The sequence below is a fragment of the Tepidicella baoligensis genome (assembly GCF_013432195.1).
Classification (GTDB): Bacteria; Pseudomonadota; Gammaproteobacteria; order Burkholderiales; family Burkholderiaceae_C; genus Tepidicella; species Tepidicella baoligensis.
This window is the reverse complement of the sequence record NZ_JACCDB010000011.1, coordinates 1-24,181: the sequence shown is the minus strand read 5'-3', so window position 1 is coordinate 24,181 and position 24,181 is coordinate 1. Positions and strand designations below refer to the sequence as shown.

Genomic DNA, 24,181 nt, shown 5'->3' with positions numbered 1-24,181 from the left:
ATGCTGACGTCTCAGGCGGATGTGGCCGGCGTGTGCACGAAAGCGGGGGGAGGGGGGGTACCCGCCGACCAGGTCAAGATTTCGTAGCCAGTGGGCGTGCACAGCACCGTGTGTTCCCATTGGGCAGAGAGGGAGCGGTCCTTGGTGACGATGGTCCAGCCATCGCCCATTTCGCGAATCTCGCGCCGGCCCTGGTTGATCATCGGCTCGATGGTGAAGGTCATGCCGGCCTCGATCGTCATGCCTGTGCCGGGTTTGCCGTAGTGGAGGATTTGCGGGTCCTCATGGAACTTCTGGCCGATGCCGTGGCCACAGAATTCACGCACCACCGAATACCCTGCCGCCTCGGCATGCTGCTGGATGGCGTAACCGATGTCGCCCAGGCGCACGCCCGGGCGTACCTTCTCGATGCCTTTCCACATCGCCTCATAGGTGACGGTGCAGAGCCGACGTACAGGAGGCGGGGCATCGCCCACGATGAACATGCGGCTCGTGTCGCCATGCCAGCCGTTCTTGATCACGGTGATGTCGATGTTGACGATGTCACCCTTCTTCAGGGGTTTGTCGTTCGGAATGCCGTGGCAGATGACGTGGTTGACCGACGTGCAGATGCTCTTGGGATACGGGGTGTAGCCGTTGGGAGCATAGTTGAGCGGCGCGGGCGTGGCCTGCTGGACGTTGACGATGTAGTCATGGGCCAGACGGTCGAGCTCGTTGGTCGTGACGCCTGGGCGCACGAAAGGGGTGAGATAGTCCAGCACTTCGCTGGCGAGTCGGCCGGCGAGTCGCATGCCTTCGATGCCGGCTGCGTCCTTGATCGTGACGGTCATGGCGGTACAGGTGAACCCAAGTGGCCTGCCCGGAGGGGTTCGAACCCCCGACCCACGGCTTAGAAGGCCGTTGCTCTATCCAACTGAGCTACGGGCAGTCGCTGCAAGAAACAAAAGGCCCAATGGATGGGCCTTGATTGTGCGCTTGATGGAAAAAACTTGGTCGGAGCGGCGGGATTCGAACTCGCGACCCTCTGCTCCCAAAGCAGATGCGCTACCAGGCTGCGCTACGCTCCGACACAGGGCGCATTGTAGCCGCACAATCCCGGCTGCCCGACCCCGTTGTCATCTTTTCTTGCCATACTGCTGCTGACCGAACAACGCCTCCCGGGCCTTGTCGTCGGTCAGGGGCTTGCGCGCGTCGGCCAAGACGGCCACGCCACGCTGGACGGCTGGGCGCGCGGCGATCCGATCAAACCAGGCCTTGAGCTCTGGGTAATCGGCCCAGTCGATGCCCTGGTTCTGCCAGCTGCGCAACCAAGGAAAAACGGCGATGTCGGCGATGCTGTAGCTGCGCCCTCCCAAATAAGGACTCGTCTTGAGGCGCTCGTTCATCACACCATACAGCCGCTTGGCTTCGTTGGTGTAGCGGTTGATGGCGTATTCGATCTTTTCCGGGGCGTAAACGCGGAAATGGTGAGCCTGCCCGAGCATGGGGCCAACGCCTCCGACCTGGAACATCAGCCACTGGAGGACCTCGAACTTTTGCCGATCGGTTTTGGGCAGCAGCTTGCCAAACTTGGCCGCGAGGTAGATGAGGATGGCGCCCGATTCGAACAGGGCAATCGGTCGGCCATCCGGTCCCTGGCTGTCCACAAGCGCGGGAATTTTGTTGTTCGGGCTGATGCGCAGAAACTCGGGGCTGAACTGCTCGCCAGCACCGATGTCGATCGGGTGTACCTGCCAGTCGCGGCCCAGCTTCTGGCCGCATTCCTCCAGCATGATGTGCACTTTGTGGCCGTTGGGCGTGGGCCAGGAATAGACGTTGATCATGTGAATCTACCGGGTTGATGGGCTGGCCAGCATGCTAACGCAAACTTTTCAAAAGCCTTGGGCACGGAAAATGCTGCAACACACGCGCAAAGATGCTACAATGCGTGCTTCACGACCAAATGGGCGGGTTTTCACCGGCCCATTTTTTTTGGTCGATCTGTTTTTTGCTCTGTGAAGGCGGCATTCGCAGAGCTTGATGGGTGGACATGTCCTGGCAGCAAACTCTTGAGCAGACGGTGACCGGCCTTGGTTACGACCTGGTGGATCTGGAACGGTCCGCCGGCGGGTTGCTGCGCGTCACCATCGACTTTCCATGGAACCCGGCCGTGCCTGAGCAGCGTTTCGTCACGGTCGAAGATTGCGAGCGCGTGACCCGGCAGCTTCAGTTCCTGCTGGAAGTCGAAAATGTCGATTACAAGCGGCTGGAGGTGGGGTCGCCCGGTATCGATCGGCCTTTGCGCCACGAAGCAGACTTCGAGCGTTTCGTCGGCGAGGTGGTGGATATCACCCTGAAGCTGCCGATCGGTGAAGCCGCTGCTGCCGGCATGGCTGCGAATCGCAAGAAATTTCGTGGTGTGCTGGAGCGTGCGCCCGACGGCGGCTGGCAGTTGGTCTGGAGCGATGCGCCAGAACCCAAGCCGGGGCAACGTGTGAGCAAGAAAGCGAAGCCGGTACCCATGAATGTGCTGGGTTTTCACCTCGACGAAATCCGGGAGGCCAGGCTGGCCCCCATCGTGAACTTCAAAGGCCGCAGCGCCGCCGATGGGCTGCGGCCGCCCAACATGAACCCCATAACAGCGCAGCAGACTGGAAAGGCAGGCGAGTGAAATGAACCGCGAAATGTTGATGTTGATCGATGCGATCTCCCGCGAGAAGAACGTGGAACGTGACGTCGTTCTCGCAGCGGTGGAATCTGCACTGGCTTCCGCCACGAAGAAGCTGCACAAGGGCGAGGTGGACATTCGTGTCTCCATCGACCCGGACACCGGCGCCTACGAAACCTTCCGGCGTTGGCTGGTGGTGCCCGACGAGGCGGGTCTGCAAAATCCCGATGCCGAGGAGATGTACTCCGATGCCGTCGAGGACCACCCCGGTATTCAGGTGGGGCAGTACATCGAAAAGCGCATCGAATCCGTGCCGATTGGCCGTATCGGTGCCATGGCCGCCAAGCAGGTGATCCTGCAGCGCATCCGCGATGCGGAGCGCGAAATGCTGCTCAATGACTTCATGAGCCGTGGCGACAAAATCTTCGTCGGCACCGTCAAGCGCCTGGACAAGGGTGACGTGATCGTCGAGAGCGGCCGCGTCGAGGGGCGGCTCAAGCGCAGCGAGATGATCCCGAAGGAGAACTTCCGCCCCGGTGATCGCGTCCGCGCCATGATCATGACCGTCGATCTGAGCCTGCGCGGTGCGCCGATTTTGTTGTCGCGCTCCGCGCCGGAGTTCATGATCGAACTCTTCCGCCAGGAAGTGCCCGAAATCGAGCAGGGTTTGCTCGAAATCAAGTCCTGCGCCCGCGACCCCGGCTCCCGCGCCAAGATCGCCGTGTTGAGCCACGACAAGCGCATAGACCCCATCGGCACCTGCGTGGGTGTGCGTGGCTCGCGTGTCAACGCCGTCACCAATGAACTCGCCGGCGAGCGGGTGGACATCGTGTTGTGGAGTGACGATCCGGCGCAGTTCGTGATCGGTGCGTTGGCGCCGGCCAATGTGCAATCCATCGTCGTGGACGAAGAGCGCCATGCCATGGACGTGGTGGTGGACGAGGAAAACCTGGCCATCGCGATCGGCCGAGGCGGCCAGAACGTGCGCCTGGCTTCGGACCTCACCGGCTGGAAGATCAATATCATGACCGCCGACGAATCCGCCCAGAAGCAGGCGGAGGAGGCGAATGCGATCCGCAACCTGTTCATGGCCAAGCTGGATGTGGACGAAGAGATCGCCAACATCCTGATCGAGGAGGGCTTCACCAGCCTTGAAGAAGTGGCCTACGTGCCACTGCAGGAAATGCTGGACATCGAATCGTTCGATGAGGATACCGTCAACGAATTGCGCGCCCGCGCCAAGGATGCGCTGCTGACGATGGAAATCGCGAAGGAAGAGAGCGTGGAGGAGGTGTCGCAGGATCTGCGCAACCTAGAAGGCCTCAACGTGGATCTGATCGCCAAGCTGGCCGATGCCGGCGTCCACACCCTAGACGATCTGGCCGACCTGGCCACCGACGAACTCACCGAAATCACCGGGCAGACGACCGAAGAAGCGACGGCCCTGATCATGAAAGCGCGCGAGCACTGGTTTACCGGTGACGATGTGAAAGCGCAATCGTGATCTCGGAGGCCATACGGAGTCATTCATCTATGTCAAGCAATACCGTCGCAGAATTCGCCGCTGAACTGAATAAACCCACCTCCTTGTTGCTGGAACAACTGGCCAGTGCGGGTGTGCACAAGCATGCTGGTTCGGACCCGATTTCGGAGTCCGACAAGCAGCGGTTGCTCAACTACCTGAAGGCCAGCCATGGAACCGCCAGCGGCGAGCGCAAGAAGATCACCCTGACCAAAAAGTCCACCACCGAGATCAAACAGGCGGATGCGTCGGGGCGTGCCCGCACGATTCAGGTGGAAGTGCGCAAGAAGCGCACCTTCATCAAGCGTGACGACGAGCCCGTGATCACCCCCGAAACGCCTGCTTCGGCGGCTGTGATCGACGACGACGAGCTGGCTCGCCGCGAAGAGGAAGCCCGTCGCCAAGCCGAACTCCTGCGTCGCCAGGAGGAAGAGCTGGCACAGCGCCGCAAAGAGCGCGAAGAGCGCGAAGAGGCCGAAGCCCGTGCCGCGGCGCAAGCGCAACGTGAGCGCGAAGAGGCCGAAGCCCGTGCCGCGGCGCAAGCGTAACGTGAGCGCGAAGAGGCCGACGCCCGTGCCGCGGCGCAAGCGTAACGTGAGCGCGAAGAGGCCGACGCCCGTGCCGCGGCGCAAGCGTAACGTGAGCGCGAAGAGGCCGACGCCCGTGCCGCGGCGCAAGCGTAACGTGAGCGCGAAGAGGCCGACGCCCGTGCCGCGGCGCAAGCGCAACGTGCGCGCGAAGAGGCCGAAGCCCGCGCTGCCGCCGAGCGTCTGGCTCGTGAACAGAGGGCTGCCGCCAAGGCCGTGGATGCTGCCGCTCCTGCCCCCGAGCCTGCACCAACGGTCAATGCGGTCGAGCAGCAAGTCCAGGCTGAAGCCCAGGCCCGCGCACGGGAAGAAGCCCAGCAGCGGCTGGCTGCCGAAAAGGCAGAGGAGGAGCAGCGCGCTCGTGATCTGGACGAGCGGCGTCGCAAAGCACTGGCCGAGGCTGAAGCCATCCGGGCCATGATGGCGGCCCCGAAAAAAGTGCTGGTGGCCAAAAAACCGGAGGAACCCAAGTCCGCCGAGGCCAAGCCCGGGATCAAGGGCACGCTGCACAAACCGGCGAACACCCCGGCCAAAGCCACTGCTGGCGCGGCGGGTGGCGGCAAGAAAGAAGTCAAGTCTGAAGCCCTGTCTTCCACCTGGAAGGATGAAGCCGGCAAGAAAAAGGAGCTCAAAACCCGTGGCGATACCGGCTCGGCAGGCCGTGGCGCAAGCAACTGGCGTGCCGGCCCCAAGGGGAGCAAGCGCGGCGGTCGCGACGACCGGGAAACGGCTTTTGCCGCACCGCCCGAGGCCAAAGTCATCGAAGTCCATGTGCCGGAAACCATCACCGTGGCTGAACTGGCACACAAGATGGCGGTCAAGTCGTCTGAAGTCATCAAGCAGCTCATGAAGTTGGGCCAGATGGTCACCATCAACCAGTCGCTGGACCAGGACACCGCCATGATCGTGGTGGAGGAGCTCGGACACAAGGCCGTGGCCGCCGCACTGGACGATCCGGAGGCCTTCACCGAAGAGGAGGTGTCTTCGGCCAACGCCGAACTCAAGCCGCGTGCCCCGGTGGTGACCGTGATGGGCCACGTGGACCATGGCAAGACTTCGCTGCTGGACTACATCCGCCGCTCCAAGGTGGCGGCAGGCGAGGCCGGCGGCATCACCCAGCACATCGGGGCTTACCATGTCCATACCCCACGCGGCATGATCACGTTCCTGGATACCCCTGGCCACGAGGCCTTCACCGCGATGCGTGCCCGTGGCGCCCAGGCCACCGACATCGTCATCCTCGTTTGCGCGGCCGATGACGGCGTGATGCCCCAGACCAAAGAGGCCATCAAGCATGCCAAGGCTGCGGGGGTGCCGATCGTGGTGGCCATGACCAAGGCCGACAAACCCGAAGCGAATATCGAAAAGGTCAAGGCCGAGTTGGTGGCCGAGGAAGTGGTGCCCGAGGAGTTTGGTGGTGATTCACCCTTCATCGCCGTGTCGTCCAAGACCGGCATGGGTATCGATGAGCTGCTGGAAAACGTGCTGCTGCAAGCCGAAATTCTGGAGCTCAAGGCACCGGTCGATGCGAATGCCAAGGGCTTGGTGATCGAAGCCCGCCTCGACAAGGGGCGTGGTGCCGTGGCCACCGTGTTGGTGCAGTCCGGCACACTCAAGGTGGGCGACGTGGTGCTGGCCGGTCAGACGTCTGGCCGCGTGCGCGCCATGCTCGACGAGAACGGCAAGCCGATCAAGGAAGCCGGCCCGTCCATCCCGGTGGAAATCCAGGGCTTGGCCGAGGTGCCACAGGCCGGTGACGACTTCATGGTGCTGACCGACGAGCGCCGCGCCCGGGAAATCGCGACCTACCGCGCAGGCAAATTCCGCTCCACCAAGCTGGCCAAGCAACAAGCCGCCAAGCTGGAAAACATGTTTGCCGACATGCAGGCCGGCGAAGTCAAGACCTTGCCCATCATCATCAAGGCCGACGTGCAGGGCTCGCAGGAAGCGCTGGCGTCTTCGCTGCTCAAGCTCTCGACCGATGAGGTTCGGGTCCAGCTGGTTTATGCCGGGGTGGGTGGCATCAGCGAGTCCGACATCAACCTGGCGATCGCCTCCAAGGCCATCGTCATCGGTTTCAACGTGCGCGCGGATGCCGGCGCCCGCAAGCTGGCCGAAGCCAACGACGTGGACCTGCATTACTACAACATCATCTACGACGCGGTGGACGAGCTCAAGGCTGCCATGTCGGGGATGCTGGCGCCAGAGAAACGCGAAGAAGACATCGGCACTGCCGAGATCCGGACCGTGTTCGTGGCCTCCAAGATCGGTACCGTGGCGGGATGCATGGTCACCTCGGGGTATGTCACACGCTCGGCGCATTTCCGGCTGCTGCGCGACAACGTGGTGATCTATACCGGCGAGATCGAATCGCTCAAGCGCATGAAGGACGACGTCAAGGAAGTGCGCGAAGGCTTCGAGTGTGGTATCAAGCTCAAAAATTACAACGATATCAAGGAAGGCGATATCCTCGAGCTGTTCGAGGTCAAAGAAATCGCCCGCACGCTGTAAGCCATGCCTGCCCGCAAGTCGTCTTCCAACCGCAGCTTCAAGGTCGCCGATCAGATCCAGCGCGACCTCACCGAGCTCATCGCGCGGGAATTGAAAGACCCGCGCGTGGGCATGATCACGCTACAGGGCGTCGAGGTCACGCCCGACTATGCCCATGCGAAGGTGTATTTCAGTGTGCTGGTCGGTGACCCGCAGGAAACCGAAACGGCCCTGAACCAGGCGGCCGGTTTCCTGCGCAACGGTCTGTTCAAGCGTTTGCGTATCCACACCGTGCCGACCCTGCATTTTCATTTCGACCGCACCACCGAGCGGGCGGCCGACATGAATGCCCTCATCGCCAAGGCCGTGGCCTCACGCTCAAAAGAAGAGAGCTGAGCATGATGGCTGCCCCTCGCGCGCGGGTGCAGCGTCGCCCCGTGCATGGGGTGCTGCTGCTTGACAAACCCATCGGCTTGTCCAGCCATCAGGCCTTGCAAAAGGTCAAATGGCTGTTGCGTGCCGACAAGGCTGGCCACACCGGAACGCTGGATCCGCTGGCCACGGGGGTGTTGCCTCTGTGTTTCGGTGCCGCCACCAAGTTCAGTCAGCTGCATCTGGATGCGGACAAAACCTATGAGACCACGCTGCGCCTGGGGGTGAAGACAAGCACGGGCGATGCAGAGGGAGCGGTGCTAGAAACCCGGCCGGTGACCTGTACGCCGGGCGCGGTGGTGGAGGTTCTCGACCGCTTCACGGGCCCCATCCAGCAATTGCCGCCCATGCACAGCGCCCTCAAGAAAGACGGCAAGGCCCTGTACGAATACGCCCGCGCCGGCATCGAGGTGTCGCGGGAGTCACGCGCGGTCACCATCCACGCTCTCGAACTGCTCGACCTTCGCCTGCAAGGAGATGCCCCCGCCCTGCGCCTGCGGGTGCGCTGTAGCAAGGGCACCTATATTCGAACACTGGGCGAAGACATAGGGGAGGCGCTCGGCTGCGGCGCCCATCTGAGCGCATTGCGGCGCGTGGCCACCGGCTGCTTCGACCTGGACGGCTGCCTGACCCTGGAGCAGATCGAAGCCCTGCCAGAAGACCGCCGCCTTGCGCTGCTGCTGCCGGTGGATGCGCTGCTGGCCGGACATGACCGCGTCACGCTGGACGGCGACCATGCGGCGCGCTTCCTCAGCGGCATGCGACGTCGCGGGCCATGGGCCGATACCGAGCGCGTCGCCGTCTATGGCAAGCGGCCCGCCACGCTGCTGGGCACCGCCCGCGTCAAAGCCGGTGAACTCATACCGGGGCGGCTGCTGAGCCCCATTGAAATTCAACAAATCCTGGAAAACCCAACATGAGCACTCCCATTCGCAACATCGCCATCATCGCCCATGTGGACCACGGCAAGACCACCATGGTGGACCAATTGCTGCGGCAAAGCGGCACCTTCGCCGAGCACGAGAAAGTCGTGGACACGGTGATGGACAACAACGCCATCGAACGGGAACGGGGCATCACCATCCTGGCCAAAAACTGTGCCGTGAGCTGGCAAGGCACCCACATCAACATCGTGGACACCCCGGGCCACGCCGACTTTGGCGGCGAGGTGGAACGCGCCCTGTCCATGGTGGATGGCGTGGTGCTGTTGATCGATGCCCAGGAAGGCCCGATGCCGCAAACCCGCTTCGTGACCAAGAAGGCCCTGGCCCTGGGTCTGAAGCCCATCGTGGTCGTCAACAAGGTGGACAAGCCCGGCGCCAACTGCGACAAGGTGATCAATGCCGCCTTCGACTTGTTCGACAAGCTGGGCGCCACCGACGAGCAGCTGGACTTCCCAGTGGTGTACGCCTCGGGCATCAACGGCTGGTCCAGCCTGGAAGAGGGGGCCCCGGGCGAGCAGTGGGGCCCTGACATGTCGGCCCTGTTCGACACCATCCTCAAGCATGTGCCGGCACATACCGGCGACCCGCAGGCGCCGTTGCAGTTGCAGATTTCTGCGCTGGACTATTCCAGTTTCGTGGGCCGCATCGGCGTGGGCCGGGTGAACTCCGGCACCATCAAGCCCGGCATGGACGTGCTGGTGTGCGAAGGCCCGGACGGCAAGCGCGTCAAAGGCCGGATCAACCAGGTGCTGACCTTCCAGGGACTGGACCGCATGCAGACCAGCGCGGCGGGGCCGGGCAATATCGTGCTGATCAATGGCATCGAGGACATCGGTATCGGCGTGACCGTGACCAGTGTGGAAGACCCCCGGCCTCTGCCCATGCTGAAAGTGGATGAGCCGACCCTGATCATGAACTTCTGCGTCAACACCAGTCCGCTGGCCGGTCGGGAAGGCAAGTTCGTGACCAGTCGCCAGATCTGGGACCGCCTGCAGAAGGAGTTGCAGCACAACGTGGCCTTGCGCGTGAAGGAAACCGACGAGGATGGCGTTTTCGAGGTGGCCGGCCGGGGTGAATTGCACCTGACCATCCTGCTGGAGAACATGCGCCGCGAAGGCTACGAACTGGCCGTCTCCAAGCCGCGCGTGGTGTTCAAAGAAATCGATGGTGTGAAGTGCGAACCCATGGAGTTGGTGACCGCCGATGTGGAGGAAGAACACCAGGGTGGCGTGATGCAGGCGCTGGGTTTGCGCAAGGGGGAGATGGTGAACATGGAGCCGGACGGCAAAGGCCGCGTGCGGCTGGAGTACCGCATTCCCGCCCGTGGCCTGATCGGCTTCAGCAACGAGTTCCTCAACCTCACCCGAGGTTCGGGCCTGATCGCGTCCATCTTCGATGGTTATGAACCCTACAAGGGCGATATCGGCGGGCGCAAGAACGGGGTGCTGATCTCCATGGACGATGGCGAAATCTTCACCTATGCCTTGGGCAAGCTGGACGACCGTGGGCGCATGTTCGTCAAAGCGGGGGACCCCGTGTACGAAGGCATGATCGTGGGTATTCACAACCGCGAGAACGACCTGGTGGTGAACGCCACGCGCACCAAGCAGTTGACCAACTTCCGCGTCAGCGGCAAGGAAGACGCGATCAAGATCACGCCCCCGATCGAGCTGACGCTCGAATACGCCGTGGACTTCATCGACGACGACGAGCTGGTCGAAATCACGCCCAAGAGCATCCGTCTGCGCAAGCGTTTCCTGAAAGAGCACGAGCGCAAACGCGCCCAGCGCGAGGCCGCATGAAGCTGCGCCACGGCCAGGCCGTGGCGCTGATGGTGCTGGTGACATTCCTGTGGGGTACCGCAGGAGTCGTGACTCGGCACCTGGAGCAGGCCCAGGCCTTTGAAATCACGTTCTGGCGCAGCTTTTTTACGCTGCTGTCGCTGATGGTCATCCTGCCTTTGTGGCAAGGCTGGGGCGTCTGGCAGCGCATGCGGCAAGAAGGCTGGGTGCTGTGGGCCTCCGGCGCCTGCTGGGCGGTCATGTTCACCGGCTTCATGGTGGCGCTGGCCAGCGCGGGAATCGCCTGGATGTTTGTGCGCCAGCTCGACGGCACGGCCTGGATGGGTATGCTGGTGGCCCTTCTGGAAGTGCTGTTTGGCATCGCGCTGGTCTGGTGGCTGGTCAGCGAAGTGCCCAGCGCCGCCGTGCTGCAAGGCGGTGTGCTGGTGCTGGGCGCCTTGGTGATCAACGAGTGGCTGGGCTGGCGCGAGCGCGAAGGCCACTACCGCATTCAGCAACTGGCTGGAGAACAGGAGACCCTGAAATGAACGATGCTATGGACTACTTGAACATTCCCGAGGTGGTGGTCGAAGCCAGCCCCAACGGAGTGGGGCTGATCACGCTCAACCGGCCCGGCGCGCTGAATGCACTCAGCCTGCCGATGATCCGCGCCCTGATGGCGGCCCTGCAGGACTGGAGGGACGATGAGCGGATCCATGCCGTGGCCATTCGTGGCAAGAGCCGGCACGGTGATTTCGGCGCCTTCTGTGCCGGCGGCGACATCCGCTTCTTCCATCAGGCGGCCACCACAGGCAATCCGGAACTGGAGGACTTCTTCACCGAGGAATACGCCCTCAACCACCTGATCTACACCTATCCCAAACCCTACATCGCCTTCATGGATGGGGTGGCCATGGGTGGCGGCATGGGGATCAGCCAGGGCGGCCAATGCCGCATCGTGACCGAGCGCTCCAAGGTGGCGATGCCTGAGACCAACATCGGTCTGTTCCCGGATGTGGGCGGCGGCTACTTTCTGGGGCGCTGCCCGGGACGGGTGGGCGAATACCTGGGCCTGACAGGACAGGTGATCACGGGCGCACAGGCCTTGCTGTGGGGCCTGGCCGATGTATGGGCCCCTTCGGATACGCTGTCCAAAGCATGGGAGGCGTTGCAACACGTGCAGGCAGCCCATGCCGCGGATTTCATGGCCGCCTGGCAGGCCCAGACTCGGGCCTTGGGCTGGCACAGTGGCGAACAAGCCGCTCTCGCCCTGGGTGCGCAGCCGCTCGCCCCCGAGTTGGAACAGGCCTTCGCGGCCGACTCGGTGGTGGGGGTGGTGCAGGCCCTGGAAGCAGCCGGTACCGAGGTTGCCCGCCAGACCGTGGAGACACTGCGCTTGCGCAGCCCCCTGATGCTGCATGTGGTGCTGGAGCAGATCCGCCGTGCCCGGTCCATGGACTTGGCCGATGAGCTGCGCATGGAACGCGACCTGGTGCGCCACTGCTTCCACCCCGTGCACCTGGGTTTGACGCCGGCGGCTTCGGAAACGGTGGAGGGCATTCGCGCACTGGCCGTGGACAAGGACCACACCCCGCGCTGGAAACCCAACCGCATCGAGGCCGTGACCCCCGACATGGTGGAGCCGTTTTTCCTCAGCCCCTGGCCGGCAGCCATGCATCCGCTGCGCGATCTGACCTGAAGGGGCCGTGACGGGCAGGGCCGGATTCAGAGCCGGCGCTGCTTCATCGCCCGCTCGACCTCGCGCTTGCCCTCACGCTCCTTGATGGTGTCGCGCTTGTCGTGCTCGGCCTTGCCACGCGCCAGCGCGATCTCGCACTTGACCCGACCGTTCTTCCAGTGCAGGTTCAGCGGCACCAGGGTGTAGCCCTTTTGCTCCACCTTGCCGATGAGCCGCTGGATCTCCTGCTTGTGCATGAGCAGCTTGCGGGTGCGGGCGCTATCGGCCGACACATGGGTCGAAGTGCTGCGCAAGGGGTGGATCAGACAACCGATAAGGTAGAGCTCCCCGTCGCGAACCACCACGTAGCCCTCGGTGATCTGCACTTTGCCGGCACGCACCGCCTTCACTTCCCAGCCTTGCAGCACCAGGCCGCACTCGTACCGTTCCTCGATGTGGTAGTTGAACGCGGCTTTCTTGTTGTCGGCGATGCGGCTGTCGCGCAGAGGGGGTTTTTTCGGGGCAGTCATGTCGGGCATATGGGGGATGACGGGACCTCTACAATCCCCACACCAGCCAGGATTGTATGTAAGCCCGAGGGCTTCGATGAAAAGCATTCACAAGACCGTCCTCATCTGGCACAGCCCGCACGAGATGTTCGAGCTGGTGACCGATGTGGCCCGCTACCCCGAATTTCTGCCATGGTGCAGCCATGGCGAGGTGCTGGAACGCACGCCAGATGGTATGGTGGCGTCGATCGGCATGTCGATCGGGGGTGTCCGCAAAACCTTCACCACGCGCAACACCCATGTGGATGACCGACGCATCCATCTGGAGCTGGTGGACGGGCCGTTTTCTCACATGGACGGTACCTGGGAATTCAAGCCCGTGGGCGATGGCCAGCAGCGGGCCTGCCGGATCGATTTCACTCTCAACTACGGCTTCGCCAGCGCCACGCTCGCCGCGCTCGTGGGGCCGGTGTTCGACAAGATCGCGGGCAGTCTGGTCGATGCTTTCGTCAAACGCGCAGATCAGGTGTACGGCGAATGAGTGTGCATGTGACCGTCGTGGCGTCGCCTGGTCCCCGGCAGGTCCGGGAGGCGGTACTGGAGCTGCCCGACGGTGCCACCGTGGCTGACGCTCTGGCCGCGACTGGTTGGCCAGCCGACGAATGGGCGAACCGGGAGGTTGGGGTGTGGGGGCTCAAGGCAACGCCTTCGACCCCGCTGCGGGAGCAAGACCGTGTGGAGATCTACCGCCCCCTGCGGGTGGATCCGAAAGTGGCTCGCAAGGAGCGGTTTGGTCGGCAAGGCGCCCGGACGGCCGGGTTGTTTGCCCGGCGCAGACCCGGCAGCAAGCCGGGCTATTGACGACAGTTGTCCCGGATGATCTGACGCAAGCGGGCCCGTTCGGCCCTGACCATGGCAGCGTCCATCGGTATCGGCTGCCCGTGTTCGTCGCGCATGAGCAGCCGTGCGCCAGACTGGAGCTGCGCCAGCGATGCCTGGGCCCGATCACAATTGTCGGCCCGCACGTCCAAGGCAACGGCGGGGGGTGTTTGCCCAGGGGGGTCTGCGAGCGCATCGGCAGGTGCTGTCCGAGAAGAGGGCGAACGCACGATGCGTTGCGGCGGTACCGTGGCGGGCGGCGGCCGGTCGCTGAGAACGCGACGGTTGTGTTCGTCCAGCCAGATCCACATTTCGGTGGCCTGGGCCAGGGCAGTCACGCCCCACACCAAGGCCAGTCCACAGATTCGCCACCGAAAGCGGCCCACGGCGCAGCCCGTCTGCATGGTTTCCTCCCTTTGGTGCATCAAACGTTGTATCGATGTCTGCCTCGATACTGTAAATGGGAAAAGCCCGTCCAGCCCGCCTTTACAATGGCGCTTTTGGAGCCTTACTCATGCGCCTACTCGGAAAAGCGCTCACCTTCGACGACGTGTTGCTGGTGCCGGCGTACTCCCAGGTCCTGCCCAAGGACACCTCTCTCGCCACCCAACTCACCCGCGACATCCGGCTGAATCTGCCCCTTGTCTCGGCTGCCATGGACACGGTGACCGAAGCCCGGCTCGCGATCGCCATCGCCCAGGAGGGTGGCATTGGCATCGTGCACAAAAACCTGACGGCGCAGGAACAGGCTGCGCAGGTCGCCAAGGTCAAGCGCTACGAATCGGGCGTGTTGCGCGATCCCGTGGTCATCACCCCTGACACCACGGTGTATCAGGTGATGCAATTGTCCGAAGAGCTTGGTGTGTCGGGTTTCCCCGTGGTGGACGGCGGCAAGGTGGTGGGCATCGTGACCGGACGCGACTTGCGTTTCGAAACCCGTACCGAACTGCCGGTGCGCGAGATCATGACGCCACAGCAACGGCTGATCACCGTGCCCGAAGGCACCACGCCCGAGGAAGCCAAAGCGCTTTTGAACAAACACAAGCTGGAGCGCTTGCTGGTGGTCAACGAGTCGTTCGAGCTCAAGGGGTTGATCACCGTCAAGGACATCACCAAACAGCTCAATTTCCCCAACGCCGCACGTGACGCCGCCGGGCGCCTGCGTGTCGGCGCCGCCGTGGGCGTGGGTGCCGGCACCGAAGAGCGTGTGGAGGCCCTGGTCAAAGCCGGCGTGGACGCCATCGTGGTGGACACGGCGCACGGGCACAGCAAAGGCGTGATCGACCGCGTGCGCTGGGTCAAGCAGAACTACCCACAAGTGCAGGTCATCGGCGGCAACATCGCCACCGGCGCGGCGGCCTTGGCGCTGGTGGAAGCGGGCGCCGACGGCGTGAAGGTTGGTATCGGCCCCGGCTCCATCTGCACCACCCGCATCGTGGCAGGCGTCGGGGTGCCGCAGATCACCGCGATCGACAACGTGGCCACCGCCTTGCAAGGCACCGGGGTGCCGTTGATCGCCGACGGCGGCATCCGCTACAGCGGTGACATTGCCAAGGCCATCGCCGCCGGTGCCAGCAGCGTGATGATGGGCGGCATGTTCGCCGGTACCGAGGAGGCGCCCGGCGAAGTCATCCTCTACCAGGGCCGCAGCTACAAGAGCTACCGCGGTATGGGCTCCATCGGCGCCATGCAACAGGGCAGCGCCGACCGGTATTTTCAGGAATCCAGCACCGGCAACCCCAACGCCGACAAGCTGGTTCCCGAAGGCATCGAGGGTCGCGTTCCCTACAAAGGCTCGGTCGTCGCCATCATCTTCCAGATGGCCGGCGGTCTGCGGGCAGCCATGGGTTATTGCGGCTGCTCCACGATCGACGAGATGCGCGAGCGCGCCGAGTTCGTTCAGATCACGGCTGCCGGCATTCGAGAAAGCCATGTGCACGACGTGCAGATCACCAAGGAAGCGCCCAACTATCGCGCCGACTGACGCCGCGCCGACCGATGCAACACCACAAAATCCTTATTCTCGATTTTGGCTCCCAGGTCACGCAGCTCATCGCGCGGCGTGTGCGTGAAGCGCATGTGTACTGCGAAGTCCACCCCTGCGACGTGTCCAGCGACTGGGTGCGTGACTACGCCGCCGACGGCTTGCTGAAGGGCATCATCCTCTCGGGCAGCCACGCCAGCGTGTATGAAGTGGACGATCGCGCGCCCGATGCCGTGTTCGAACTGGGCGTGCCGGTGCTGGGCATCTGCTACGGCATGCAGACCATGGCCACCCAGCTGGGCGGCAAGGTGGAGGGGTCTCACACCCGCGAATTCGGCTATGCCGAAGTGCGCGCCCGTGGCCATACGGCGCTGCTGAAAGACATCGTGGACTTCACCACCCCTGAAGGCCACGGCATGCTCAAGGTGTGGATGAGCCACGGCGACAAGGTGACCGAACTGCCGCCGGGCTTCAAGCTCATGGCCAGCACCGAGAGTTGCCCCATCGCTGGCATGGCCGACGAGGCGCGCCGCTTCTATGCCGTGCAGTTCCACCCTGAAGTCACGCACACGGTGCAGGGTCGGGCCATATTGGAGCGGTTCGTGCTGGAGATCTGCGCCGCCCGGCCCGACTGGATCATGCGTGACCACATCGACGAGGCGGTGCAGAAAATCCGGGAGCAGGTGGGTGATGAGGAGGTCATCCTCGGCCTCTCAGGCGGGGTGGACTCCTCGGTGGCTGCGGCCCTGATCCACCGCGCGATCGGCGACCAGTTGACTTGCGTGTTCGTGGATCACGGTCTGCTGCGTCTGCATGAAGGCGACATGGTCATGGACATGTTTGCCGGCAAATTGCACGCCAAGGTCATTCGGGTCGATGCCAGCGACCTGTTCCTGGAGCGGCTGGCTGGCGTGTCCGACCCGGAGCAAAAGCGCAAGATCATCGGTGGCCTGTTCGTGGACGTGTTCAAGGCAGAAGCGGAGAAGCTCAAGGCCCAACGCCCTGGCTCCAAGGGGGCGCAATGGCTGGCGCAGGGAACCATCTACCCGGACGTGATCGAGTCCGGCGGCGCCAAGAGCAAGAAAGCCGTCACCATCAAGAGCCACCACAACGTCGGTGGTCTGCCCGAGCAACTGGGCCTGAAGCTGCTGGAGCCGTTGCGCGACCTGTTCAAGGACGAGGTGCGCGAGTTGGGCGTGGCGCTGGGCCTGCCGCACGACATGGTCTATCGCCACCCGTTCCCCGGGCCTGGCCTGGGTGTGCGCATTTTGGGTGAGGTGAAGAAGGCATATGCCGATCTGCTGCGGCGCGCCGACGCCATCTTCATCGAAGAACTGCGCTCCACCATCGAGCCGCATTCGGGCAAGAGCTGGTACGACCTGACCAGTCAAGCGTTTGCCGTTTTCCTGCCCGTCAAAAGCGTGGGCGTGATGGGCGATGGCCGGACCTACGACTATGTGGTGGCGCTGCGTGCCGTGCAGACCAGCGACTTCATGACCGCCGACTGGGCCGAGCTGCCCTACAGCCTGCTCAAGAGGGTCAGCAGTCGCATCATCAATGAGGTGCGTGGTATCAACCGCGTGACCTACGACGTGAGTTCGAAGCCGCCAGCCACCATCGAATGGGAATAAAACCGCCAGCCCCTTGGCCTGCACGGTGAACAAGCACCGAGACGCCCACTACATGGGCCTCGCCCTCGCCGAGGCTCAACGCGCAGCGCGGGAGGGCGAAGTGCCGGTGGGCGCGGTTGTGGTGAGTCCCGGCCGAGCAGGCGAACCCGACCGGATCCTGGCCCGCGCACACAACCGCCCGATCGGCCTCCGTGATCCGACGGCACACGCCGAGATGCTGGCGCTACGCGCCGCGGCCGCAGCAACCGGCAACTACCGCCTGGATGGCTGCGAACTTTTCGTGACACTGGAGCCTTGCGCCATGTGCGCGCAGGCCATGTTGCATGCCCGCCTTGCCCGGGTGGTGTACGGCGCTCGCGAGCCCAAAACCGGCGCTGCGGGGTCCGTCATCGACGTGCTTGGAAACCCCGTCTTGAATCACCACACCGCGGTGAGCGGGGGCGTTGAATCCGAAGCTTGTGGCGCGCTGATGCAGGCATTCTTTGCTGCGCAAAGGCGCAAAGCCCGAGAAGCCGCCATTCCCTTGCGCGAGGATGCATTGCGCACGCCCGATGCCCTGTTCGAACCTCTATGGCAGGCCTGGCCTGACTGGCTGGTTTACAACCGCTGGATGCGGGAGGGCGCGGCTTTACAAGGGCTGCGCCTGCATTGGATGGAGCTGTCGCCGACACCGGCATCTGCCCTGCCATCTGGGGTCGTTTTCCTGCACGGGCTCCATGGCTGGTGGCCCGAATGGGCGCAGGATGCCAGAAAGGCCCAGGCAGAGGGCAAACGAGCCTTTTTGCCAGACTTGATCGGTTTTGGCATGAGTGACAAACCGAAAAAACCCCGCTGGCACACCTTGGAACGGCATCTGCAGGTGCTGCAGGAATGGATGGTCGCCTTGGAGCTGCCGAACTGGCTGGTGGTGGCGGCCCCCGAGCAGAGCCGCCTGGCCCATGCCCTGTGCGCTCGCCTTGGCGATGCCCGCGCACATCTGGAAATCCGCACACCGACCCCCATGCCTGGTTTGCCTGAAGGCTGGCCAGACTGGCCATACCCGGACGCCGGCCACCGTGCTGCCCAGAAAGCATGGCCCTGGCCAGACGCATGAGGCATGAGGACATAATCCGGCACATGGCCCATATTTACCTGTATTCCCCGAGCAGCGCGGTGCGCGACAAAACCGGTTTTCGCAGGGCGCTCAAGCGCCTGCAGGCCATGGGCCACGAGGTGGAGGTGGACCCGGATGCACTGAGCAGCCACCAGCGCTTCGCGGGCGACGACGACACCCGCCTGGCCGCCATCGCCCGCGCCGCCGCCAGCGGGGCGCAGATCGTGCTCACCACCCGTGGCGGCTACGGCCTGACCCGCCTGCTGCCCCGACTGCCTTACGACGCCATTCAGCGTTCGGTGGAGCAGGGCAGCGCCTGGGTGGGCTTGAGCGACTTCACCGCCTTGCAGGCAGCGGTACAGGCCCTGCGCGGCACACCCACCTGGGCGGGCCCCGCCTTGCTCGAAGACTGGGCCTGCGAACAGGCGCCCGACGAAATCATGCAGGCATGCTTTGACGACCTGGTGACGGGTGTGGGCGAGGGCACCGGCTGGCGACTGCCGGCGGCCGACTTCCGCGCCCATCCTGAACTGGCTTCAGAGGCAGGCTGGGCGGCCGAAGGGGCGATGCTGTGGGGCGGCAACCTGACGGTGTTGTGCAGCCTCGTGGGCTCCCCGTTCTTCCCGGTCGTGGCAGGTGGCATCCTGTTCCTCGAAGACGTGGGCGAACACCCTTACCGCATCGAGCGTATGCTGACCCAACTGCTGCATGCAGGCGTTTTGGAAGCGCAGCGCGCCCTGGTGCTGGGCAGCTTCACACGCTATCAGCTCACGCCGCACGACAAGGGCTTCAACCTCCGCCGCATGGTGGAGTGGTTGCGCACCCAGGTAAAGGTGCCGGTGCTGACCGGCTTGCCCTTTGGGCACGTGCCCACCAAGGTGCTGCTGCCGGTGGGCCGCCCCGTGGACCTGTACGTGCAGGGCCGTGAAGCCTTGATGTTCTGGGAGTGAGCGCCCTCACTTGAGGCTGCCCGCCAGGAACTGCGCCAGGCGTTCGCTTTTCGGGTGGGCCAGCACCTCGCGCGGGTGGCCTTCTTCCTCGATGCGCCCCTGGTGCAAAAAGATCAGGTGGTTGGACACTTCGCGGGCAAAACCCATTTCGTGCGTCACCACCACCATGGTACGGTGCTCCTCGGCGAGCTTTTGCATCACACGCAGTACCTCGGTCACCAGCTCCGGATCCAGCGCGCTGGTGGGTTCATCGAACAGCATCACTTCGGGCTCCACCGCCAGCGCACGCGCAATGGCCACGCGCTGCTGCTGCCCACCGCTCATGTGGGCGGGGTAGCGGTCCTCCACACCCTTGAGGCCCACCCGATCCAGGTATTTGCGCGCCGTCTCCACGGCCTGTTCCTTGGGAACCTTGAGCAGGTGCACCGGGGCTTCGATGATGTTTTGCAGCACCGTCATGTGGGCCCAGAGGTTGAAGTTCTGGAACACCATGGCCAGCTTGGTGCGCAGGCGCTGCAACTGCTTCGGTTGGGCGGCTTCCAGCTCACCGGTACGGCCTGGTTTGAGCTGCATTTCTTCGCCGGCCACCACGATGCGGCCCTGATGCGGCTTTTCCAACAGGTTGATGCAGCGCAGGAAAGTGCTCTTACCCGAACCGGAACTGCCGATGATGCTGATCACGTCGCCCGCCCGTGCCGACAGGGAAACGCCCTTGAGCACCTCATGGTCACCGTAGCGTTTGTGGAGGTCGTGCACCTCCAGTTTCATGGGAGCAGTGGACATGGGCAGGTCAGTGGGTACGGGGCCTCAGGTAGGCCAGGAAGCGTTTTTCCAGCCATTTGAAGCCGCCAACCAGAGCAAAAGTGATGCACAGGTAGATGGCAGCGGCAAACAGATAGGCTTCAAACGGCAGGTAGAAATCGGAATAGATGCGGCTGGCCGCTGCCGTGAGGTCCAGCATGGCGGGGACGGTGCTGGCCAGACTGGTGCTGTGCAACATCATCACCACCTCGTTGCTGTAGGCGGGCAGGGTGCGGCGCAGGGCGCTGGGCAGCACGACGCGGCGCAGGATCTGCCAGCGCGACATGCCCATGGCCTGGGCGGCCTCGATTTCCCCGGGGTTGGTCTCGCGGATGGCGCCAGCCAGCATTTCCGCCGTGTAGCCCGCGTTGTTCATGGCGAAGGCCAGCAGAGCGCAGAAAAAGGCGTCCTTGAAGTAGGTCCACGGCCACACCGTGTCCCAGCGCGCCTGTATCCAGTCGAGCTGCGCCAGGCCGTAATAGATCAGGTACACCTGTATCAGCAGCGGCGTGCCGCGGATGCAATAGGTGTAAGCGCCGGCCAACCAGCGCAGCAGCGTGATGCGACCGGTAAGTGCGAGGGCCAGCAACAGGGCCATGACGCCCCCCATGGCCAGCGAGCCGAGCAGCAACCACATCGTGGTGATGAGACCCTCGGCATAGAGAGCGAGGGTTTCGGGTCGGGCCAGGATGGACCAGTTCACAGGCTCACCTTCTTGTTGCCCAGGCTGTACCGGTTGTTCAGCCAACGCAGCATCCACAGGGAAAGCGAGGTGTAGATCAGGAACAGCGCCGCTGCAAACAAGAAGAACACGAATGGCTCCCGGGTGGCAGCGCTCGCCTGCTTGGCGCGGTAGGTCATCTCGTGCAGGCCAATGAGGCTCACCAGAGCCGTGGACTTGATGAGCACGAGCCAGTTGTTGGTGAAGCCGGGCAGGGCGTAACGCACCATCTGGGGCAGGGTGATGCGGAAAAACGTGCGCACCGGACTCATGCCGAACGCCCAGGCAGCCTCCATCTGCCCCTTGGGAATGGCCAGGATGGCGCCCCGGAACGTCTCGGTCATGTAGGCACCGTAAATGAAGCCAATGGTCAGTACGCCGGCGGTGAACGGGTCAATCCGGATGCGGCTGGCAAACCCGAGGGCCTCGGTGAGGTGGTTCAACCCGATGGCGCCCCCGTAGAACACCAACAGCATCAGCACCAGTTCGGGTACGCCCCGAATGAGGGTGGTGTAGATCGTTGCCACCCAGACGATCGGCTGTCGCCCGGAAAGCTTGGCGGCCGAACCCAGCAGGCCCAGCACCACGGCGACCACCAGCGCAGAAAGCGAGACGCCCACCGTCAGGAGGGCGCCTTCGAGGATACGCAGGTAGTAGCCGGACAAACCGGAATCCCAGGTCAGTCGCCGTAGACGTCGAAGTCAAAGTACTTCGCGCTGATGGTCTGGTACGTGCCGTTGGCGCGGATGGTCTGGATGGCCTGGTTGATCTGCTGCTTGAGCTCGTCCTGACCTTTGCGCATGGCCACGCCCATGCCGGTGCCGAAATACTTTTCATCGTTGAGCAGCGGGCCGACGAAGGTGTAGCCCTGACCTTCGGGCTTGCTCAGGAAGCCGCCGGTGACTTCAACCGCATCGGCCACGGTGCCGTCCAGCCGGCCGGAGCGGATGTCGAGGTAAACCTGGTCCTGAGCTTCATAGGGGATCACGTTCACGCCTACGGGCCGCAACTCACCCATGGCGTAGCGTTCCTGGGTGCTGCCCTTGAGCACGCCCAGACGCAGACCCTTGAGAGATTCCAGGGATTCGAATGGCGTGCCTTCCTTGACCACGATTCGGCTGGGGGTGCTGTAGTACTTGTCGGAGAAGTCGATGACCTGCTGGCGCTCTTCCGTAATGGACATGGAGCTGATGATCACATCGTACTGCTGGGCTTGAAGGCCAGGAATCATGCTGTCCCAGACCTGTTCCACAAAGACGCAGCGGCGCTGGATCTCGGCGCAGATGGCCTCGGCGATGTCCACATCGAAACCGGCGGGTTTTCCATCGGCGGTCTTGAAAGTGAAAGGCTCGTAGGTGGGGTCGATCGCAACGCGCAGGACCGGGGTGCCGCTGGCGGCTGTCGCGGGAGCTTCTTCCTTCTTGCCACACCCCACCAATGCGACGGTGGCGGCCAGACCCAGGGCCAGGAGAAAGTTCTTCATGAAAAGTCCTTGAACGATGGATAGGGGTCAGCCGCGGATGCAGTCATGCCGTGGCCGTATGTCCGGATTTTAGCGGGTCGGGCATTCCATGCAATGTCGTTGTCATAATTCTACAATGTGTATTATGTTAAATCATAGAGATGCTGAAAGCAATGAGTTGCCCACGATAGCCAAGCATGCGTCGCAAACACCTAGCCGCCGTGGGAAAACAGATTCTTCAAGTTGAAACCAAGATGTCATCCAGCGCCTTGCCGGCGGCCAAGTAATCTTCAACCCACTTGGGTTTTTTGCCTCTGCCAGTCCAGGTGTTGTTGCCAAGCCTGTATTTGACTGCAACGACTTTCTTCTTTTTTTCAACCATTGCGTTCGGCTTGGCTTCCACTTGAAAACCCAGCTCTTCAGGCGTGAAGCCATAAAGCTTGATTTTGTTTTTCACATCTTCCAGCACTGGAATTCTGTTGGCTTGTGCAATTTCCTGTGCTTTTTTCTGCAACTCGGCAATCTGCAGCTGGATTTTCTCAAGCTCATCCATTTGGAACTCCTTTCAAATTTGAACCATGGTGGAAAATTGAGGTTCACGATTATAACTGCCTCAAGGATTGAAAACCTGTGGTAACATGCGAAGTCATGAATTGACTCTCTAATGCGTTCGCAAACCATTGAATTTCAATGGTTTTTGGTTTTCCAAAAAAGTTCCTGCTTCTCCCCTTCTCCTCCCGCAAGACATCGGCATGAGCATGACCTCCCGCCCCTCCCTCACCCGCTATCTGGTCGAGCAGCAACGCGTCCATGGTCTCATCCCTCCCGAGCTTCGCCTGCTCATCGAAGTGGTGGCCCGGGCTTGTAAACGCATCTCCATCAGCGTGAACAAAGGCGCATTGGGCGAAGTCCTGGGCAGTGCAGGCAGTGAAAACGTACAGGGCGAGGTGCAGAAGAAACTCGACATCATCGCCAACGAGGTGCTCATCGATGCCAACGAATGGGGTGGTCACCTCGCCGCCATGGCCTCTGAAGAAATGGAAGGCATCTACGTGGTGCCCAATCGTTACCCAAAGGGCGAATACCTGTTGCTGTTCGATCCGCTGGACGGTTCCAGCAATATCGACGTGAACGTGAGCATCGGCACCATCTTTTCGGTGCTGCGCCGCCGCAACGAGGACCCGACCCGCGTGGACCCGGTCTGCGAGAGCGACTTTCTGCAGCCCGGCCGCCATCAGGTGGCTGCTGGCTACTGCATCTATGGCCCGCAGACGGTGTTGGTGCTGACGGTGGGTAACGGCGTCGCCATGTTCACACTCGACCGGGAGCAAGGTTCCTGGGTGTTGACGCAGGAAGACGTGCAGATCCCCGCCGATACCCGGGAATTCGCGATCAACATGAGCAACATGCGCCACTGGGATGCCCCGGTGCGCCGCTATGTGGAGGAATGCCTGGCCGGACAGGAAGGCCCGCGCGGCAAGGATTTCAACATGCGCTGGATCGCCTCCATGGTGGCCGACGTACACCGCATCCTCACGCGCGGCGGTATCTTCATGTACCCATGGGACAAGCGTGAACCCCACAAGCCCGGCAAGCTGCGCCTGATGTATGAAGCCAACCCGATGAGCTGGTTGGTGGAGCAAGCTGGGGGGGCCGCCACCAACGGTCGGCAACGTATTTTGGACCTGGAGCCCACTCAATTGCATGAGCGCGTCAGCGTCATCTTGGGGTCGAAAAACGAGGTGGACCGGGTCACCGCCTATCACTTGGAGGCCGACAAGGTTCGCGGGACGGCGATCCCCCAGAACGCGCTATAATTCTCGTTTCGCTGCACGACAGCGAGCACTACGCGAGTGCCGGAATAGCTCAGTCGGTAGAGCAGCTCATTCGTAATGAGAAGGTCGGGGGTTCGATTCCTCTTTCCGGCACCACAATAAAAAGCCCTTGGCTGTCATGGCCAGGTTTTTTTGCTTTTGTGTTGACACCATCAACCTTCCATACCGAGGGCGGCAGGCAGTTTGCGGAGCAAATCCACGTCGGTTCGGGCCCCCCGAGTTCGACACTTACCCC

23 protein-coding genes, 3 tRNA genes and 1 pseudogene are annotated in these 24,181 nt (G+C 62.8%); 16 read left to right on the top strand and 11 right to left on the bottom strand.

Annotated features, from left to right (window positions below; genetic code table 11):
- Positions 1–11 precede the first annotated feature (11 nt).
- The 4 genes from map to HZS63_RS11150 form a co-directional block, all read right to left on the bottom strand.
- Positions 12–830 carry a type I methionyl aminopeptidase gene (map, locus tag HZS63_RS11165; RefSeq protein WP_180684109.1) on the bottom strand — a complete coding sequence of 273 codons (819 nt, stop codon included), beginning with the start codon at positions 828–830 and terminating at the stop codon, positions 12–14.
- Between the two features lie 21 nt (positions 831–851).
- Positions 852–928, bottom strand: a tRNA-Arg gene (locus tag HZS63_RS11160).
- Positions 929–990: 62 nt separating this feature from the next.
- A tRNA-Pro gene (locus HZS63_RS11155) sits at positions 991–1,067 on the bottom strand.
- 48 nt (positions 1,068–1,115) lie between these two features.
- Positions 1,116–1,823 carry a glutathione binding-like protein gene (locus HZS63_RS11150; protein WP_180684108.1) on the bottom strand — a complete coding sequence of 236 codons (708 nt, stop codon included), beginning with the start codon at positions 1,821–1,823 and terminating at the stop codon, positions 1,116–1,118.
- Positions 1,824–2,029: 206 nt separating this feature from the next.
- On the opposite strand from HZS63_RS11150, the gene rimP reads away from it, so the two are divergent.
- The 8 genes and pseudogenes from rimP (at position 2,030) to HZS63_RS11110 (ending at position 12,102) form a co-directional block, all read left to right on the top strand.
- Positions 2,030–2,650, top strand: coding sequence for a ribosome maturation factor RimP (rimP, locus tag HZS63_RS11145; protein ID WP_180684107.1), 621 nt, complete (start codon positions 2,030–2,032; stop codon positions 2,648–2,650).
- Position 2,651: 1 nt separating this feature from the next.
- Positions 2,652–4,151: a transcription termination factor NusA gene (gene nusA, locus HZS63_RS11140; protein ID WP_180684106.1), complete on the top strand. Its 1,500-nt coding sequence runs from the start codon at positions 2,652–2,654 to the stop codon at positions 4,149–4,151.
- Between the two features lie 29 nt (positions 4,152–4,180).
- Positions 4,181–7,267: pseudogene (gene infB, locus HZS63_RS11135) on the top strand (translation initiation factor IF-2).
- Between the two features lie 3 nt (positions 7,268–7,270).
- Complete coding sequence (gene rbfA, locus HZS63_RS11130) at positions 7,271–7,642, top strand: 30S ribosome-binding factor RbfA (protein WP_180684105.1); 372 nt, start codon at positions 7,271–7,273, stop codon at positions 7,640–7,642.
- Between the two features lie 5 nt (positions 7,643–7,647).
- Positions 7,648–8,598, top strand: a complete 951-nt coding sequence (truB, locus tag HZS63_RS11125; protein WP_180684161.1) for a tRNA pseudouridine(55) synthase TruB — start codon at positions 7,648–7,650, stop codon at positions 8,596–8,598.
- The gene (gene typA / locus HZS63_RS11120) at positions 8,595–10,424 is read left to right on the top strand and encodes a translational GTPase TypA (protein ID WP_180684104.1); all 1,830 of its coding nucleotides are present in this window, start codon (positions 8,595–8,597) and stop codon (positions 10,422–10,424) included. Before truB ends, typA begins: the two co-directional genes overlap by 4 nt.
- A complete protein-coding gene (locus HZS63_RS11115; protein WP_180684103.1) occupies positions 10,421–10,951 on the top strand; it encodes an EamA family transporter in 531 nt (176 codons plus the stop codon). Before typA ends, HZS63_RS11115 begins: the two co-directional genes overlap by 4 nt.
- 8 nt (positions 10,952–10,959) lie before the next feature.
- The gene (locus HZS63_RS11110) at positions 10,960–12,102 is read left to right on the top strand and encodes an enoyl-CoA hydratase/isomerase family protein (RefSeq protein ID WP_180684160.1); all 1,143 of its coding nucleotides are present in this window, start codon (positions 10,960–10,962) and stop codon (positions 12,100–12,102) included.
- Between the two features lie 26 nt (positions 12,103–12,128).
- On the opposite strand, the gene smpB is transcribed toward HZS63_RS11110, so the two are convergent.
- The gene (gene smpB, locus HZS63_RS11105; RefSeq protein WP_180684102.1) at positions 12,129–12,611 is read right to left on the bottom strand and encodes an SsrA-binding protein SmpB; all 483 of its coding nucleotides are present in this window, start codon (positions 12,609–12,611) and stop codon (positions 12,129–12,131) included.
- 76 nt (positions 12,612–12,687) lie between these two features.
- Here smpB and HZS63_RS11100 point away from each other — a divergent pair, with 76 nt between their 5' ends.
- Positions 12,688–13,131, top strand: a complete 444-nt coding sequence (locus HZS63_RS11100; protein WP_180684101.1) for a type II toxin-antitoxin system RatA family toxin — start codon at positions 12,688–12,690, stop codon at positions 13,129–13,131.
- Entirely contained in the window at positions 13,128–13,451 is a 324-nt protein-coding gene (locus HZS63_RS11095) for an RnfH family protein (protein WP_180684100.1), read from the top strand. Before HZS63_RS11100 ends, HZS63_RS11095 begins: the two co-directional genes overlap by 4 nt.
- Here the strand turns inward: HZS63_RS11095 and HZS63_RS11090 are convergent.
- On the bottom strand, positions 13,445–13,873 hold the full coding sequence (locus HZS63_RS11090) for a DUF4124 domain-containing protein (RefSeq protein ID WP_180684099.1): 429 nt from the start codon (positions 13,871–13,873) through the stop codon (positions 13,445–13,447). The two genes, HZS63_RS11095 and HZS63_RS11090, sit on opposite strands and share 7 nt — an antisense overlap.
- A gap of 110 nt (positions 13,874–13,983) precedes the next feature.
- On the opposite strand from HZS63_RS11090, the gene guaB reads away from it, so the two are divergent.
- The 4 genes from guaB to HZS63_RS11070 are packed head-to-tail and all read left to right on the top strand — an operon-like array spanning position 13,984 to position 19,127.
- Complete coding sequence (gene guaB, locus HZS63_RS11085; protein WP_180684098.1) at positions 13,984–15,453, top strand: IMP dehydrogenase; 1,470 nt, start codon at positions 13,984–13,986, stop codon at positions 15,451–15,453.
- 14 nt (positions 15,454–15,467) lie between these two features.
- Positions 15,468–17,084: a glutamine-hydrolyzing GMP synthase gene (gene guaA / locus HZS63_RS11080; RefSeq protein WP_180684097.1), complete on the top strand. Its 1,617-nt coding sequence runs from the start codon at positions 15,468–15,470 to the stop codon at positions 17,082–17,084.
- 25 nt (positions 17,085–17,109) lie between these two features.
- Positions 17,110–18,177 (top strand): tRNA adenosine(34) deaminase TadA, encoded by a 1,068-nt coding sequence (tadA, locus tag HZS63_RS11075; protein ID WP_343039986.1) that lies wholly within the window; start codon positions 17,110–17,112, stop codon positions 18,175–18,177.
- 23 nt (positions 18,178–18,200) lie between these two features.
- Positions 18,201–19,127 carry an LD-carboxypeptidase gene (locus HZS63_RS11070; protein WP_180684096.1) on the top strand — a complete coding sequence of 309 codons (927 nt, stop codon included), beginning with the start codon at positions 18,201–18,203 and terminating at the stop codon, positions 19,125–19,127.
- Between the two features lie 6 nt (positions 19,128–19,133).
- On the opposite strand, the gene HZS63_RS11065 is transcribed toward HZS63_RS11070, so the two are convergent.
- The 5 genes from HZS63_RS11065 to HZS63_RS11045 form a co-directional block, all read right to left on the bottom strand.
- Positions 19,134–19,910 (bottom strand): ABC transporter ATP-binding protein, encoded by a 777-nt coding sequence (locus HZS63_RS11065; protein ID WP_180684095.1) that lies wholly within the window; start codon positions 19,908–19,910, stop codon positions 19,134–19,136.
- A 7-nt stretch (positions 19,911–19,917) separates the two neighbouring features.
- On the bottom strand, positions 19,918–20,631 hold the full coding sequence (locus tag HZS63_RS11060) for an ABC transporter permease subunit (RefSeq protein ID WP_180684094.1): 714 nt from the start codon (positions 20,629–20,631) through the stop codon (positions 19,918–19,920).
- A complete protein-coding gene (locus HZS63_RS11055; RefSeq protein ID WP_180684093.1) occupies positions 20,628–21,314 on the bottom strand; it encodes an ABC transporter permease in 687 nt (228 codons plus the stop codon). The genes HZS63_RS11060 and HZS63_RS11055 overlap by 4 nt, the downstream gene beginning before the upstream one ends.
- A gap of 14 nt (positions 21,315–21,328) precedes the next feature.
- Positions 21,329–22,132, bottom strand: a complete 804-nt coding sequence (locus tag HZS63_RS11050) for an ABC transporter substrate-binding protein (RefSeq protein ID WP_180684092.1) — start codon at positions 22,130–22,132, stop codon at positions 21,329–21,331.
- Between the two features lie 217 nt (positions 22,133–22,349).
- The gene (locus HZS63_RS11045; protein WP_180684091.1) at positions 22,350–22,664 is read right to left on the bottom strand and encodes an H-NS histone family protein; all 315 of its coding nucleotides are present in this window, start codon (positions 22,662–22,664) and stop codon (positions 22,350–22,352) included.
- A gap of 205 nt (positions 22,665–22,869) precedes the next feature.
- Here HZS63_RS11045 and HZS63_RS11040 point away from each other — a divergent pair, with 205 nt between their 5' ends.
- Together HZS63_RS11040 and HZS63_RS11035 are read left to right on the top strand one after the other, a co-directional pair.
- Positions 22,870–23,928 (top strand): class 1 fructose-bisphosphatase, encoded by a 1,059-nt coding sequence (locus HZS63_RS11040; RefSeq protein ID WP_180684158.1) that lies wholly within the window; start codon positions 22,870–22,872, stop codon positions 23,926–23,928.
- Between the two features lie 38 nt (positions 23,929–23,966).
- Positions 23,967–24,042: transfer RNA gene (locus HZS63_RS11035), tRNA-Thr, on the top strand.
- Positions 24,043–24,181: the final 139 nt, after the last annotated feature.